General features: G+C 72.1%; 14 protein-coding genes. 10 read left to right on the top strand and 4 right to left on the bottom strand.

Annotated elements, in window-relative coordinates; all coding sequences use genetic code 11:
- Positions 1 to 90 precede the first annotated feature (90 nt).
- The 10 genes from MKL01_RS14215 (at position 91) to ssuD (ending at position 10984) form a co-directional block, all read left to right on the top strand.
- On the top strand, positions 91 to 978 hold the full coding sequence (locus MKL01_RS14215) for a putative selenate ABC transporter substrate-binding protein (protein ID WP_243905856.1): 888 nt from the start codon (positions 91 to 93) through the stop codon (positions 976 to 978).
- Between the two features lie 15 nt (positions 979 to 993).
- Complete coding sequence (locus tag MKL01_RS14210) at positions 994 to 1668, top strand: ATP-binding cassette domain-containing protein (RefSeq protein ID WP_243905855.1); 675 nt, start codon at positions 994 to 996, stop codon at positions 1666 to 1668.
- Complete coding sequence (locus MKL01_RS14205; protein WP_243905854.1) at positions 1665 to 3218, top strand: PhnE/PtxC family ABC transporter permease; 1554 nt, start codon at positions 1665 to 1667, stop codon at positions 3216 to 3218. The genes MKL01_RS14210 and MKL01_RS14205 overlap by 4 nt, the downstream gene beginning before the upstream one ends.
- Before the next feature lie 463 nt (positions 3219 to 3681).
- Positions 3682 to 4314 (top strand): LuxR C-terminal-related transcriptional regulator, encoded by a 633-nt coding sequence (locus MKL01_RS14200; protein ID WP_243905853.1) that lies wholly within the window; start codon positions 3682 to 3684, stop codon positions 4312 to 4314.
- Positions 4315 to 4419: 105 nt separating this feature from the next.
- A complete protein-coding gene (locus MKL01_RS14195; protein ID WP_243905852.1) occupies positions 4420 to 6063 on the top strand; it encodes a hybrid sensor histidine kinase/response regulator in 1644 nt (547 codons plus the stop codon).
- Positions 6064 to 6624: 561 nt separating this feature from the next.
- Positions 6625 to 7200, top strand: a complete 576-nt coding sequence (gene msuE, locus MKL01_RS14190) for an FMN reductase (protein WP_243905851.1) — start codon at positions 6625 to 6627, stop codon at positions 7198 to 7200.
- Positions 7201 to 7208: 8 nt separating this feature from the next.
- Positions 7209 to 8147, top strand: coding sequence for an aliphatic sulfonate ABC transporter substrate-binding protein (locus tag MKL01_RS14185; protein ID WP_243905850.1), 939 nt, complete (start codon positions 7209 to 7211; stop codon positions 8145 to 8147).
- Between the two features lie 9 nt (positions 8148 to 8156).
- On the top strand, positions 8157 to 8939 hold the full coding sequence (locus tag MKL01_RS14180; protein WP_243905916.1) for an ABC transporter permease subunit: 783 nt from the start codon (positions 8157 to 8159) through the stop codon (positions 8937 to 8939).
- Complete coding sequence (locus tag MKL01_RS14175; protein ID WP_409566254.1) at positions 8939 to 9802, top strand: ABC transporter ATP-binding protein; 864 nt, start codon at positions 8939 to 8941, stop codon at positions 9800 to 9802. The genes MKL01_RS14180 and MKL01_RS14175 overlap by 1 nt, the downstream gene beginning before the upstream one ends.
- An 18-nt stretch (positions 9803 to 9820) precedes the next feature.
- Positions 9821 to 10984, top strand: coding sequence for an FMNH2-dependent alkanesulfonate monooxygenase (ssuD, locus tag MKL01_RS14170; RefSeq protein WP_243905849.1), 1164 nt, complete (start codon positions 9821 to 9823; stop codon positions 10982 to 10984).
- 101 nt (positions 10985 to 11085) lie between these two features.
- Here ssuD and MKL01_RS14165 read toward each other — a convergent pair whose 3' ends face one another.
- The 4 genes from MKL01_RS14165 to MKL01_RS14150 all read right to left on the bottom strand — a co-directional run bounded on the left by MKL01_RS14165 (position 11086) and on the right by MKL01_RS14150 (position 15440).
- Positions 11086 to 12126: a helix-turn-helix domain-containing protein gene (locus MKL01_RS14165; protein WP_243905848.1), complete on the bottom strand. Its 1041-nt coding sequence runs from the start codon at positions 12124 to 12126 to the stop codon at positions 11086 to 11088.
- A 624-nt stretch (positions 12127 to 12750) separates the two neighbouring features.
- Positions 12751 to 13854 carry a YeiH family protein gene (locus tag MKL01_RS14160; protein WP_243905847.1) on the bottom strand — a complete coding sequence of 368 codons (1104 nt, stop codon included), beginning with the start codon at positions 13852 to 13854 and terminating at the stop codon, positions 12751 to 12753.
- 30 nt (positions 13855 to 13884) lie between these two features.
- A complete protein-coding gene (locus MKL01_RS14155; protein WP_243905846.1) occupies positions 13885 to 14223 on the bottom strand; it encodes a cytochrome c in 339 nt (112 codons plus the stop codon).
- 11 nt (positions 14224 to 14234) lie between these two features.
- On the bottom strand, positions 14235 to 15440 hold the full coding sequence (locus MKL01_RS14150) for a molybdopterin-dependent oxidoreductase (RefSeq protein ID WP_243905845.1): 1206 nt from the start codon (positions 15438 to 15440) through the stop codon (positions 14235 to 14237).
- Positions 15441 to 15469: the final 29 nt, after the last annotated feature.

Genomic DNA, 15469 nt, shown 5'->3' with positions numbered 1-15469 from the left:
GCGCCCTTGCGCCCGCTTGACTGTCGGTTGATTGGACAGCGGTGCCCGCTCTGCGGTGTCGCATGGCGAAATCCGGTTGAGGGACGCTTGATGCTGAGACGGACGCTGAGCCGGTCGCTGCTGGTCGGCCTGGGGTGCCTCGCGCTGGCCGGATCCGCGGGCGGGCAGGGGAGCGCCAAGCCGGCCTTCGTCTTCACCGGCATCCCCGACCAGGACGAGAGCCGCCTCGTCGAGCGCTTCGGCAAGGTCGCCACCTATCTCGAAGGCAAGCTCGGCGTCCCGGTGACGTATATCCCGGTGAAGAACTATCCGGCGGCGGTCACGGCCTTCACCAACGGCCAGGTCCAGCTCGCCTGGTTCGGGGGGTTCACCGGCGTGCAGGCGCGCAGGGCCGCGCCCGGGGCCCAGGCGATCGCCCAGGGGGCCGAGGACGCCGCGTTCAGGACCTACCTCATCGCCAACACCGGCACGGGCCTGACGCGGTCGGCCGACTTCCCCAAGGGGATCGCGGGGAAGACCTTCACGTTCGGCGCGCGGGCCTCGACCTCGGGGCGGCTGATGCCGGAATACTTCATCCGCGCGGCGTTCCCGGGCAAGACCCCCGAGGAGGTGTTCGCCCGCGTCGGCTTCTCCGGCGACCACAGCCGCACGATCCAGCTGGTCCAGTCGGGGGCGTTCGCCGTCGGGGCGGTCGATTACTCGGTCTGGGACCTCGACAGCAAGGCCGGCAAGGTCGATCCGAAGGCCGTCGGCATCATCTGGGAGAGCCCGCCCTTCCCCGATTACCAGTGGACCGTGCGGGGCGACGTCGACGCGATCTACGGGGCCGGCTTCACCGAGCGGTTGAAGGCGGCCCTGATCGGCATCACCGATCCGGCGATCCTCGCGCCCTTCGCCCGCTCGAAGTTCATCCCGGTGACCAACGCCGCCTACGAGCCGGTGGAGCGCGTCGCGCGGTCCACCGGCCTGCTGGACTGAGGCGGGGGTGCGGCCGTGACCCAGGCCGAGGCCGAGATCGTGCTGTCCGACGCCCGGGCGGCCTATGACGGCAGCCCGGTCCTGTTCGGCGTGGACCTGACCATCCGGGCCGGCGAGCGCGTCGCCCTGCTGGGGCGCTCCGGCGCGGGGAAATCCACCCTGCTCGGGCTCATCCACGCCCAGGCGCGGCCCCGGGCCGCGCTGATCCCGCAGGCGGCGGCCCTGGTGCGGACGCTGTCGGTCTTCCACAACGTCTACATGGGCCGGCTCGACCGGCGCTCCACCCTGCACAACCTGCGCACCCTGGCGTTTCCGGCCCGGGCCGACCTCGCGGAGGTGCGCGGGATCCTCGGGGAGGTCGGGCTCGCGGACGCGCTCCGGGCCAAGGCGGGCGCCCTGTCGGGCGGTCAGCAGCAGCGCGTCTCCGTGGCGCGCGCGCTCTACGACGGCCGCCCGATCCTGATCGGCGACGAGCCGGTCTCGGCCCTCGACCGCGCCCAGGGCGGCCTGATCCTGGAACGGCTGGCCGCGCGCCACCGGACCCTGGTGCTGGCGCTCCACGACATCGCCCTGGCCCTCGCCCACGCGGATCGGATCGTCGTCCTCGAGGCCGGGCGCATCGTCCTCGACGCCCCCGCCGGCGACCTGGACGAGGCGGCCCTCGCCTCGTTCTACGGGCGGGCCGCGTGAGCGCGAACCGCCTGTCCCCCGGCTGGGGCTACGCCGCGGCGACCCGCTGGTTCGTCGCCGGCGCGGCGGCGGCGCTCCTCGCCTCCGACCTCGCCGTCACCAGCCTCCACCCCTGGGCCGACCTCGAGCGCCTGCTGGCCGGCCTGATCCATCCGGACTTCCCCGCGGTGGAGGTCCGGAGCATCGTCTACACGGTCGCCTTCGCGATCCTCGGGGTGAGCCTCGGGGCCGGGGCCGGCTTCGTCCTGGCCATCCCCTTCGCCCGGGTCCGGAGCCTGCGGCTGGCCTGCGCCGGCCTGCGCGCGGTCCACGAGCTGTTCTGGGCCCTGCTGCTGATGCAGGTGTTCGGGCTGTCGGCGACCACCGGCGTGCTCGCCATCGCGCTGCCCTACGCGGGCATCTGCGCCAAGGTCTATTCCGAGATCATCGAGGAGGCGGATTTGTCCGCCCTGCGGGTCCTGCCGGAGGGGACCGGCGCCGTCTCGGCCTTCGCGTATGCCCGCCTGCCGGAGGTCGCCGGCGCGATCCGGCACTACACGCTCTACCGGTTCGAATGCGCCCTGCGCTCGACCCTGGTGCTCGGCTTCATCGGCCTGCCGACCATGGGCTTCCACCTCGAATCCGCCTTCCGGCAGGGCCGCTACGCCGAGGCCGGGGCCCTGCTCCTCACGTTCTACGCCCTGATCGGCTCCCGCCGCCTGTGGATGCGGCTCTCGACCCTGCCGGTCCTGCTCGTGGCGAGCGTGCTGGCCCTGCCCCGGACGGTCGGGGCGACCGACTGGCTCGCCAATCTGGGGCGCCTCCTCGGCCACGACCTCGTCCCCGCCCCGCTCCGGTCCGGCGCGCTCGGCGATCCGGAAACCTGGGGCCGGTTCTGGCTCTGGCTCCGGCCGATCCTGACGCAGCAGATCCTGCCCGGCGCCGTCGAGACCCTGGTGCTCGCCCAGGTCGCCCTGGTCGCCACGGCGTTCGGCGCGCTGCTCCTGTTCCCCCTGGCGTCGCGCCGCTTCGCCGGGCCGGTCGGGCAGCCCTTCGGGCGCGTTCTCCTCGTGGTCGTGCGCGCGACGCCGGAATACATGCTCGCCTACGTGCTGCTGCAGCTGCTCGGTCCGTCGATGCTGCCGGCCATCCTGGCGCTGACGATCCACAATGCCGGCATCGTCGGCTACCTGATGGGCCGCCACGCCGACGGTCTCGCCTACCGCGCCGATGCCCCGGCCGGCCTGAACCTGTACAGCTACGAGACGCTGCCCCGGCTCTACGGGCAGTTCCTGGCCTACCTGCTCTACCGGTGGGAGCTGATCCTGCGCGAGAGCGCGATCTTCGGCATCCTCGGCGTGGCGACGCTCGGCTTCTACGTCGACGCCGCGATCTCCGAACTGCGCCTCGACGTCGCCGCGCTGCTGATCGCGGCGACCGCCCTGCTGACCATGCTGGTGGATGCCCTGTCCCGGGCCCTGCGCCGGTCCCTCCGGCTCACCGACCTGCCGACCCGCCTGTCGGCGCCCCTGCCCGGGTCCGCCGCGGCGGACGGACGGGCCGCGCGATGAGGTCCGGCGTTCCGTCGGCGTAGGGCCGGCCCTCGGACCCGCGCGCCCGACCCTGCCGCCGAGCGTCGCGATCCCGGGGCGGGGGCGGGCGCCTTCGCGGTGCGGTCACCCGGCGCGGCGCGGCCCAGCGCGGCGCGGCGCGGCCGGCGAACTTGCCTCCGGACCGGGCTTGATGGTCTATGGTCGACATCCGCCAGATCCCAGACGCCAGGCGGCGCCGCGCACCCAGGATGAGGACGATCATGACGCCCTGCCTTTTTGTATGAGGCCAATAATTATTCTCATGAGATACGACATAAGATTGCCTTTCGATGGGAATTGACTTCCATGTACGCGCCGAAAAGCCGGCCGATGCATGCCGATGCCCTGCGGCTCGTCCCTTGACCGGCGGGGCGTCTTGCCCGGCAATGCGGCCCCGGTTCCGGGCGCGGGGGCTGAGGCCGATACCGCGAACGGGAGCGGAATGACCGGCCGGAGGCGAGACACACTCATCATCGCCGATGACCATCCGCTGTTCCGCGAGGGCATGAGGCACATCGCCGAGCGGCTCTACACGCAGGCCCGCGTGCTGGAGGCCGCCACGATGGATCAGGTTCTGGCGCTGTCGCGCGCCGGGCCGCCGCCGCACGCCTTCTTCCTCGACCTGCTGTTTCCCGGCCTCGATCCCGGGCCCTCCATCGGCGCGCTGCGCGACGAGTTCCGGAAGGCCTCGATCGTCGTCGTCTCGATGATCGAGGACGAGACCCTGATCCGGACCGTGATGGCGGCGGGCGCCGACGGGTTCATCGGCAAATCGCTGCCCGCGCGTGAGATCGCCGACGCGATCGAGGCGATTCGCGACGGGGAGTACGTGATCAGGTGCAGCCCCGCATCGGGCCTCGTCCCGCAGCGCGGTGCCCTGCCGTCCCTGACGCAGCGCCAGCGCGACGTCCTGCGCCTCGTCGCCCTGGGGTACACGAACAAGGAGATCGCCCGGGAGCTGGACATCTCTCCCTTCACCGTCCGCATCCACGTGTCGGCATTGCTGCGGACCCTCGAGGTCACCTCCCGCTCGGCCGCCGCCGCGAAGGCGGCGTCTGCCGGGTTGGGGGGATGATCGGGCCGCAGCGCGTGCCCGGACCGCGCGGGATCCCGATGTCCCCGGCGATGGGCTTCCCCGCCGGGCGGGCCGCCGCCGCGGCCGGCCGGGGCTGAGCCGCCGATGCCGGAGCGGCGCAACACCCCGGACGAGGATTTCGACACCGAGAAATCCCAGGCCGTCGTCCGGATCATCATCGTCGGCGTCGCGATCCTCTACAGCGCCGCGCAGGTCCAGATCGGCGCCGCTGCCCCGTACCAGACGGGCGTCTTTTACTTCATCCTGCAGTATTTGGTATTTTCCCTGATCGTCGAGAGATGGATATCTCTCCGTCCCGGCGAAAACGTTCCGCGACGTCTCATCACCATCACCGCCGATATCGGCGGCTTGACATACGTCATGTCGGTTGGCGATGCGACCTTCACGCCGCTCTATTCCATTCTCATCTGGGTCACCGTCGGGAACGGCCTGCGTTTCGGGGTCGCCTATCTGAAAATCTCGACCCTGGCATCGCTTGTCTCGATCGCCGTGACGACGGTCTTCAACGCATATTGGCGCCAGAACCCGTTCATGGTGATGACGCTCGTCAGCACGACCGTCCTGGTGCCGGCCTACATCCACAGCCTGCTCGAGCACCTGCGCCGCGCCTATGCGCGCGCGCAGGAGGCGAGCCTGTCCAAGTCGCGGTTCCTGGCGCAGGCGAGCCACGACCTTCGCCAGCCGATCCACGCCATCAGCCTGTTCACCGCGTGCCTGCGCGACGCGAGGCTCGGGGCGGAGGAATTGCGGATGGTCGAGAACATCGACCGGTCCCTGCAGAGCGTGTCGCGCCTGTTCAAGTCCCTGCTGGACATCTCCACGCTCGACAGCGGCAAGGTCGAGCCCAGCCGCGAGCCGGTCGCGATCGACGACATCCTCAAGGATGTGTGGCGCCAGAACGCCGATGCCGCGCAGCTGTGCGGGACCGAGCTGCGCAGCCTGGCCTGCGACGCCGTCGTGACCACGGACCGCGCGCTGTTCACGACGATGCTGCAGAACATCGTGAGCAACGCGATCAAGTATGCGCCAGGCCGGCCGATCCTGATCGGATGCCGCCGCCGGGGCGGCAGGCTCGCCGTCCAGGTCTACGATCGCGGGCCCGGCATCGCGACCGAACATCAGGCGAAGGTCTTCGAGGAGTTCTACCAAGTCCGCCGGCGGGGCGACCGGGACATCGACGGCGTCGGCCTGGGCCTGCCGATCGTCCGCCGCCTGGGCGATCTCCTGGACGTCGCCGTCGATCTGCGCTCGGTGCCGGGGCGCGGGACCTGCGTGACCCTCGGCAACCTCCCGATCGCCCGGGTGCCGAGGCCGGCCGCCGACCGGCCCGCGCACGAACCGACGGCGACGATCAGCGGGCTGCGGGTGCTGCTGGTGGAGGACGACGAGGCCGTGCGGCTGGCGACCGCCAACCTCCTGCGGAGATGGGGCTGTCGGGTTCAGGCCGAACCCGCGATCCCCGAAGCGGTCGCCGATTTCGACCTCCTCATCACCGATTTCGACCTGGGCAACGGCGTGACCGGAACGGACTGCATCGCGGCGGTCCGGACCCGCGCGGGACGCGACGTGCCGACGGTGGTGATGAGCGGTTACGACGAGGCGCGGGTGCGCGAGGACCTGGGCTCACCGGACGTCACGATCCTGTCGAAGCCGGTCCGAACGGCAGAGCTGCGGTCCGTCATCCTCGCCGCGCGCACCGGGCGGCGGCCGCCCGCGGCCTCGGTCTAGGACCGTTCCCGACCGGGTTGGACCGGTCCGCCCGAGCGGGAGCCGCGCGCGGGCGCTCTCCATCGTCGCGGGGGCGGGGCCCGGGCCGGCCCCGGCGAACGTCAGGGGCTGAGCGCCACCCGGTCGCCGGCCGCTCGCCGCCGGAGCAGCGCACCGGGCCCGAGAGCTGAGGCTCCGACCGTCGGCGCGGGACTCGGAGACGAGCGTCCCGGTCCGGTCGCGCGGGCGGCCCGGACAAGAATCGTCCCCGTCCGGCCGTCGATTCCCGATGGTGTTCGCAGATCTCGGCACGCGGCAGCGCATTCGGCGCGCCGCCGCCGGAGACCCGGACTGCCCGGACGCGCCGATATGCTTGTAAGTCCGCACGGCGCGCATCGTAAATTCTTCGTCTTCACCGCCGGGCAGAACGATCGTCTGGCCACGGCCGCGCCTTTGGAAGACCGTTTCATTGACGTCCGGCGGTCGAACCAGCACCTTTCGGTCATGGTTTCGGACGGTCCAGCGCAACGGGCGCCGGGCCCCTCCGCTTCATCGGCCAGCCGCAATCCGGAAAGACCCGCGATGACCCGCCCGAGACTCGTCGGACTGAGCGCGAACGTGCAGCGACCGTCCAAGACCCGGACGCTCGTCGAGGCGGTTCTGGGCGAGGTCGCCCGACACGCGACCGTCGACGGCCGCGTCGTCGATCTCGTCGATGCCGGGCCCGGCCTCGGCGCGGCCTGGACCCGCGACCAGCTTCCGCTGCCGGCCCGCCGGGTGATCGAGGCGATCGAGACCGCCGACGCGCTGATCGTCGGCTCGCCGGTGTACAAGGGCAGCTACACCGGCCTGTTCAAGCACCTGTTCGACCTCGTCGACCCGGGCGCACTGGCCAACAAGCCGGTGGCGGTCGTCGCCACCGGCGGGGGCGCTCGGCACGCGCTCGTGGTCGAGCACGGCTTCCGCCCGCTGTTCGGCTTCTTCGGCGCGCTCCAGGTGCCGACCGCGGTCTACGCCTCCGAGACCGACTTCACCGACGGCGCGCTGACGGACGCGGCGGTGCGGGCGCGCGTCGTCCAGGCCGGCGGCCAGCTCGCCGCCCTGCTGGCGGCCGCCCGCGGGCAGTCCGCCCCGGCGGCCCTGACGGCGGCCGGGTGAGGCGCGCCATGCTCGACCGCCGCGCGTTCCTCTCCGCCGCCCTTGCCGCGTCGGTCACGGCGGGCGCGCGCGCCGCCGAGGCGAACGTGCTGCGCATCGGCTACCAGAAGAACGGCATCCTCGTCGTCGCCAAGCAGCAGGGGGCGATCGAGGCGGCCGTGGAGCGGTTCGGCCACCAGGTGCGCTGGGTCGAGTTCTCGTTCGGACCGCCGCTGCTCGAGGCCCTGTCGCTCGACGGAATCGACTTCGGTCAGACCGGCGATGCCCCGCCGATCTTCGCCCAGGCCGCGCGCGGCAGCCTCGTCTATGCCGCCGCGCAGGACGGCGGCGGTTCGGGCTCGGGGATCCTGCTGCCGAAGGGGTCGGAGATCCGGACGCTGGCCGACCTGAAGGGCAAGCGCGTCGCCTTCGCCAAGGCGTCGAGCGCCCATAACCTCACCATGGCGGCGCTGGAGAAGGCCGGCCTGACCTACGCCGACATCGAGCCGGTGACCCTGGCGCCCGCCGACGCGGCCGCCGCCTTCGCGCGCGGCAGCATCGACGCCTGGACGATCTGGGACCCGTACTTCGCGATCGCCGAAGTCGGCGACGGGGTGCGGGTGCTCGCCGACGCCATCGCCAAGCAGAACAACTTCTTCCTCGCGAGCCGGGAGCTGGCCCAGGCCCGCGCGCCGGTTCTCGCCGCGGCGGTGGATGCGCTCGGCACGGTCGCGCGCTGGTGCACGGACAACCGCGGCGCGGTGGCGGCGCTGCTGTCGCAGGGCACCGGCGTGCCGCTGCCCGCCACCCGGCGCGCCGTCGACCGGACCGACTACGTCGTCGGACCGATGAGCGCGGGCCTGGTGGCCGAGCAGCAGGTGATCGCCGACCGCTTCCACGCGCTGAAGCTGATCCCGAAACCCGTCCGCGTCGCCGATGCGGTCTGGACGCGGCCCGACAAGGTCTGATCCCGGATGATGCGCCCCCGCTCCCTCGACCGCCTGCGCGACGCGGGCCTGCCCTGGCTCGTCCCGTTCGCGGTGCTGGCCGGATGGCAGGCCGCGGTCTCGACCGGGCTCGTCTCCAACCGCTTCATGCCGACGCCCGTCGACGTGATCCATGCCGGCTGGGAGGCCGGGCGCACCGGCGAGCTCTGGGTCAACCTCGGGGTCAGCACGCTGCGCGCGCTGGCGGGCTTCCTGGTCGGCGGCGGCATCGGGTTCGGGCTGGGGCTCGCCAACGGCCTGTCGCGCCTGTCCGAGCGGCTGACCGACACCTCGGTGCAGATGGTGCGCAACGTGCCCCACCTGTCGCTGATCCCGCTGGTGATCCTGTGGTTCGGCATCGGCGAGGAGGCCAAGCTCTTCCTGGTGGCGCTCGGCGTGTTCTTCCCGATCTACGCGAACACGCTGCACGGCATCCGCTCGGTCGATCCGGCCCTGGTCGAGATGGGCCGCGTCTACGGCATGTCGAACGCCGAGCTCTTCCGCCGCGTGATCCTGCCCGGCGCGCTGCCGTCGATCTTCGTGGGCCTGCGCTACGCCCTCGGGATCATGTGGCTGACGCTGATCGTCGCCGAGACGATCTCGGCCTCCTCGGGCCTCGGCTACATGGCGATGCAGGCGCGCGAGTTCATGCTCGTCGACGTCGTGGTGCTGGCGATCCTGATCTACGCCGGCCTGGGCAAGCTCGCCGACGCGCTGACGCGGCAGGTCGAGCGCACCTGCCTCGCCTGGAACCCCGCCTACAGGAGCGCCTGATGCTGCTCGACGCCCTCCCTCGCGAAACGCTGCCGGACGCCGTCTCGCAGCGCCGCGAAGACCGCGGTCCCGCGCGGATGCCGGCCCCGCAGGCGCCGACCGCGCGCGGCATCGGCGTCACGGTGCGCGACCTGCACAAGGACTTCGGCGGCGCCCCCGTGCTCGACGGGCTCGACCTGTTCCTGCCGGCCGGCGGCTTCACCGCGGTGGTCGGCCGCTCCGGCTGCGGCAAGAGCACCCTGCTGCGGCTGATCCTCGGCCTGGAGGAGCCGACGCGCGGGCGGATCCTGCTCGAAGGGGCCGACAAGAAGCCGGGCACCGCGGCGCGCCGCGGCACGCCGCCGAAGCGGATCATGTTCCAGGAGCCGCGCCTGCTGCCCTGGGCCCGGGTCGTCGACAACGTCGCGGTCGGGCTGACCGGGCTCGGTTCGCGCGCCGAGCGGCGGGACAGGGCGCTCGCCGCGCTCGACGAGGTCGGGCTGTCGGACAAGGCCGGGGCGTGGCCCGCGACCCTGTCCGGCGGCCAGCGGCAGCGGGTGGCGCTCGCGCGCGCGCTCGTCAGCGGGCCGGGCCTGCTCGCCCTCGACGAGCCGCTCGGGGCGCTGGACGCGCTGACCCGGATCGGCATGCAGGACCTGATCGCGCGCATCTGGCAGGCCCAAGGCTTCACCGCGCTGCTGGTCACCCACGATGTCGGCGAGGCGGTGGCCCTGGCCGACCGCATCCTCGTCCTCGACGCCGGGCGCGTCGCCCTCGACCTGCGGGTGGACGTGCCCCGCCCGCGGCGGCGCGGCGACCCGGACCTCGCGGCGCTCGAAGGGCGCATCCTCGAACGCCTGCTCGGACAGTCTCAGGCCGCCTGAGCGACAGGGAAGACCACCATGACCGCATCGAACGACGGGCGCGCCGACGTCCTCTGGTTCCTGCCGACCCACGGCGACGGGCGCTACCTCGGCGCCGCGGACGGCGCCCGCGCGGTCACCCTCGATTACCTCCGGCAGATCGCGCAAGGGGCGGACGACCTCGGCTATTACGGCGTGCTCCTGCCCACCGGGCGCTCGTGCGAGGATTCCTGGGTGATCGCCTCGGCGCTCGCCCCCCTGACGCGGCGCCTGCGCTTCCTCGTCGCCGTGCGGCCCGGCCTGCTGGAGCCCTCGGTCGCCGCGCGCATGGCGTCCACCCTCGACCGGATCTCGGACGGGCGGCTGCTCATCAACGTCGTCACCGGCGGCGACCCGGTGGAGCTGGCCGGCGACGGCGTGTTCCTGGCCCACGACGAGCGCTACGCCGTCACCGACGAGTTCCTGCACGTCTGGCGGGGGCTGATGTCCGGCGAGACGGTGACGTTCGAGGGGCGGCACCTGCGCGCCGAGAACGGGCGGCTCATCTTCCCGCCGGTGCAGAAGCCCTACCCGCCGCTGTATTTCGGCGGCTCGTCGCCCGCCGGCATCGCGGTCGCGGCCGAGCATTGCGACGTGTACCTGACCTGGGGCGAGCCGCCGGAGCAGGTCGCCGAGAAGATCGCCGCCGCCCGCGCGGCGGCGGCGCGGAAGGGAAAGACCTTCTCCTACGGCATCCGCCTGCACGTGATCGCCCGCGAGACCGAGGCCGAGGCGTGGGCCGCGGCCGAGCGCCTGATCTCCCGCGTGGACGACGCCACCATCGCGAAGGCGCAGGAGACGCTCAAGCGCCAGGACTCGGTCGGCCAGAGCCGGATGATGGCGCTGCATGGCGGGCGCCGCGACCGCCTCGTCGTGTCGCCGAACCTGTGGGCGGGCGTCGGCCTCGTCCGCGGCGGTGCGGGCACGGCGCTGGTCGGCTCGGCCGATCAGGTCGCGGACCGGATGAAGGCCTATATCGATCTCGGCATCGACCGCTTCATCCTGTCGGGCTACCCGCACCTGGAGGAGGCCTACCGCTTCGCCGAGCTGGTCTTCCCGAAGCTGCCCCTGCGCGCGACGACGGGCCGGGCCGCGACCCAGGCGCGCAACGACGGCCCGTTCGGCGAGATCATCGCCAACGACCTCGTGCCGCAGCGGCGATAGGGCGTTTTCCGCCGCAGCCGCTGCCGGTTCGGCCTGCGGAGATGCGGCCCCGGCCGACGCGCCTCAAGCCGCGACGGAGCAGGGCGGCCCGGGCCCGGCGGTCATGCGGTCCGTCGGCGACCGCACACCGCCTCCCCCGCGAGGTCCAGCCCCGTGCCGATCGCGCGGAGGCGTCGAGGCGCCTCGCGGACGCCCGTGAGGGCTGCGACGCGATACTCCCGCGGGCTCATGCCCTGGTGGCTCTTGAAGCGGCGCGAGAAATGCGCCTGGCTGGCGAAGCCGCTCTCGTAGGCGAGCATGCCGATCGACAGATGGGCGCTGGCCGGATCCGACAGGCGCCTGCTCACCGCCTCCAGCCGACGCTGCCAGATCCAGTCGGAGATATGCTGGCTCCGCTCGTGGAACACTTCCTGGAGCCGGCGCAGCGACACCCCGACGGCGGCGGCGAGTTGCGGCGGGTCGAGGTTCGGGTCGCCCAGGTGGGCCTCGACATACGCCTTGGCCCGCTGGATCAGCAGGGTGTCCTGAAGCGGTCGCGGCACCTCCTTCGACAGCCGCTCGGCGATGCTGGCCACGATCAGGTCGGTGCCGGCCGACAGCATCCGGGCCCCCATGTCGGCATCGAGCTGGTGGTGCACCCGGATCAGGTTGTGGAAGAACTGCGTCGTCAGCATCGTGGAGGCGAGATCCCGGCCCACCGTCAGGGACGTGTACAGCCGGCCCGGGCCGAGCACGGACTCCAAGCGCTTGCGCGGCAGTTCCATGAAGAGCGTCTGGCTGCCGGTGCTCGACTCGTGTGCGGCGGGGCGATGATCGAGCAGGACGAAGTCGCCGGCGCGCTGCACGGAGGAGCGGTCATCCTGGCTGCGCTTCGACACGCCGGCGAGCTTGAAGATCACCACGAAGGTCCCCTCCTTGCCGTTGCGCCGGATCAGATCGGGCGTCGCCTCGCTGCGCAGCGCGCCGTGCGAGACGCGGGTCAGGAGGAGCGGGCCGACATTGGCGATCTCCACCTTGCCCGCGAAGGGACCCTCGTCGGTGCGCACCTGCTCGAGGGGGACGCCCCGGTCCATCAGGGTCTCGCGCCAGCGGGCATATCGGACGTGCGGGTTGAGGCCTTCAGTCGAGAACAGTGTTTGCATCAGCGATAGATCCGAGCTCCGCGCCATCCGAGCTGACGGTCATTGTCATCCATTGCTTCCGAAGAGCGTGACTCGCACGTAATATAAATTGGGATCTCGGGCAAATTGGGTAAGTATTATAACCTAAGATTTTCGGTCGGAATTTTCGTCATGCCCGGATAAATGATTGTCTTTTTATATACTTCCAGCGATTTACACTGATTATTCGACCAATCGAATATGTAAACTCGTGACTTCACACCCTGGATATTGATCCCGGCTTGGGCGCCATGACGCAACTTCAGATCAGAGTTCCGGCGCCTCGACCCTGCGATGCATGGGAGCGGCTGGGACGGACCCGCCGTCATGGGCCGACGGGCCGAGCCGCTCCGCGACGCGGATCCGGCGGTCGCCGCGGCGATACCGGGCCGGCCGCGGACATCGGTGCGGGCGTGGATCCGGATCGTCCGGCAGCCGCGGATCACGACGACCCGGCGCGGGCGGTCCCGTGGCCCGGCCCGGACCCGGACGCGCGGGACGACGCCTGCCGGCCGACAGGCGGATGTCGCGCCGGTCGGGACGGACCTGCGCCGCTCTCGGGACCGGCCGAACCGCCGCGGTCGCGATTGCGGCGCGCCGGCGCGCTCAGCCGATGCCGAGGCCGCGGATGAGCAGGATGGCGATGGCGAGGAGCACGAGGAGCGAGGCGGTGACCGCCAGCGTCACCCGGCCGCCGACCTGGGCCAGCACGCGCACGTCCACGCCCAGCCCCAGCGCGGCCATCGACACGATGGTGAGGAAGCCGGCGAGCCGGGAGGCCGGCGCGATCCAGGCATCCGGGATCAGACCGAGCGAGCGCAGGCCGGCCAGAGCCAGGAACCCCAGGATGAACCACGGCACCAGCTTGAAGAAGCCGGGCCGGCGGGGGGCACCGTCGCGCGTCGCGGCCTGGCCGGTGGCCCCCTCCGCCGGCAGGCGCGGGGCGAGGAGCGAGAGGGCCAGCACCACCGGTCCCAGCATCAGCACCCGCACGAGCTTCACCAGGGTGCCGACCTGCGTCGAGAGCTGACTCACCGGGAGCGTGGCGGCGAGCACCTGCGGCACCGCGTAGACGGTCAGTCCCGCCAGCACCCCGTACTGGTTGTCGCTGAAGCCGAAGAGCGGCACGAACAGGGGCAGGCCGAGCACCATCAGCACGCCGAGCACGGCCGTGAAGGCGATGGCGGCCGCCACGTCCCGGCTGTCCGCCCCGATCACGGGCGCCACCGCGGCGATCGCCGAGTTGCCGCAGATGGCGTTGCCGCAGGCGATCAGCAGCGCCATGCGCACCGGCAGCCCGAGGGCGCGGCAGAGGGCGCAGCTCGCCAGGATGGTGAGCCCCACCGCCCCGACGATGCCGGTGAGCAGCGCCGGCCCCGAGGCGACGATGGCGCCCAGGCTCACCGCGGCGCCGAGCAGGGTGACGGCGACCTCCAGCACCTGCTTGGCCGAGAAGGCGATGCCGGCCTTGAAGCGCGCCCCCGGCATCCAGACGGTGCGCAGGGCCGTGCCGAGCAGGATCGCCAGCACCAGGGCCTCGACGTAGGGATGGCCGGTCAGGTGCTCCTCGCCCGCCTGCAGACCCTGCGCCACGACGGTGATCGCCAGGCACAGGAGCAGGCCCGGCAGGAGCGAGCTGGCCGTTCCGGCCCAGCCGCGACCGGCGGGTGCGGCCTCGGTCCCGATGCGGCCGACGGTCCTGGCGGTCATCGTGGGGCTCCTCCTGCCCGGTTCCGGCGCTCAGTAGGCCGCGCCCAGATAGGCGGCGATGGCCGCGGCCTGCTGCCCGTCGATCGGCGCGCGGTAGACCTTGATCATCTTGGCGACCTCGGTCTCCCAGAACGCCTGCCCCTTCTTCGGCGGCTGCATGGCGACGTAATCGGCCGCGTGACAGGTCATGCAAGACTCCTGCGCGGCCTGGAATCCGGCCGCGTGGCCCGCATCCGGCGCGGGACGGAACTGGGCCGTCGGCTCCGGCAGCGCGTAGGTGTCGGGGGCGGCGCGCGCGGCCGGCGCGGCGAGGCCGGCGGCCAGCACGGCGGCGAGCGCGAGGGGCGCGGCGTGACGTGAGCGGGGCATGTCGATCCTCCTCAGGCCGCCCGCACGCGGGTGGTCTCGACGACGTTGCGCATGTACCCGGCCGGGTTCCAGCGCGGCTCCATCGGCTGCGTGCCGCCGTCGTTGCCCGTCGCCCGGACCCGGAGTGCGTGCGCCCCGGGCGCCAGATCGACCGCGGCGGTCCACGTGCGGAAGGCGAAGCGGCCGAGATCCGGGCCGAGCGCGGCCCCGCTCCAGGTCCGGCCGTCGTCGGCCGAGACCTCCACCGCCCGGATGCCCGAGCCGCCGTCGAAGGCGATGCCGCGCAGGGCGACGCGGCCGGCCTTCACCTCTGCGCCGTCGGTCAGGTTGGTCACGAAGGAGCGGACGTTGAGCCGGCCGATCGGCACGGTCTTGTCCGGCGCCTGGCCGGGCTCGGTGCAGGCGCAGGCATTGTCGGGGATGCGGTAGGCGCTCGTCATCCAGAAGCCCGGGAAGGGCTTGTCGAGGACGGTGACCGCGTCGAGGTGCTTCACCCAGTAGGTGCCGTAATAGCCGGGCACGACCAAGCGCAGGGGGAAGCCGTTGAGCCAGGGCAGGTCCTGCCCGTTCATGCCCCAGGCCAGCATCACCTGCCCGTCGGCCGCGTGATCGAGGGTGAGCGCCTTGGCGAAGTCGGGCGTCTCCGGCAGGACCGGCCCGTCGAGGCCCTCGAAGGCCACCTGCACGGCCCCGGCCTTCACGCCGGCCTTGTCGAGGACGGTCCTGAGCGGCACGCCGGTGAAGCGCGCGCAGCCCATGGCGCCGTTGGCGAGCTGGCCGCCGGCGATGCGGGGCTCGAAGAAGCCGCGGGAATTGCCCGAGCACTGGTTGACCGCGACGATCTCGGTCTGCGGCATCGCCTTCAGCTCCGCGAGCGACAGCGCCACCGGATGCTCCACATGGCCGGCGACGCTCAGCCGGAACGCCCCGGGGTCGATCTCCAGGGGGATGTCGGCGAGGTGGTAGCGGACGAAGAACGCGTCGTTGGGGGTGATGGCGCCTTCATCGAACACCGCAAAGGGCGTCTCCAGCTGCGGCGGGCGCGCGGTCATCTGCAGCAGCGGGCGCTTGCCCGGATAGGCCACCAGCGGCCGCTCGCCGTTGCCGAAGGGGAGCCGCGCGATGTCGCCCGCCCGGGCGCGCGGCACGCCGCCCAGGGCGGCGAACGCGCCGAGCGCGGTCAGCCGCATGAAGTCCCGTTTTCCGCGATCGGTCATCGCGCTCCCCGTTTGGCTCTCGCGGCGGA

The sequence above is a fragment of the Methylobacterium sp. J-070 genome, assembly GCF_022829385.1.
GTDB lineage: Bacteria > Pseudomonadota > Alphaproteobacteria > Rhizobiales > Beijerinckiaceae > Methylobacterium.
The sequence above is the reverse complement of the archived record's forward strand: the minus strand, read 5'-3'. Positions and strand labels throughout refer to the sequence as shown.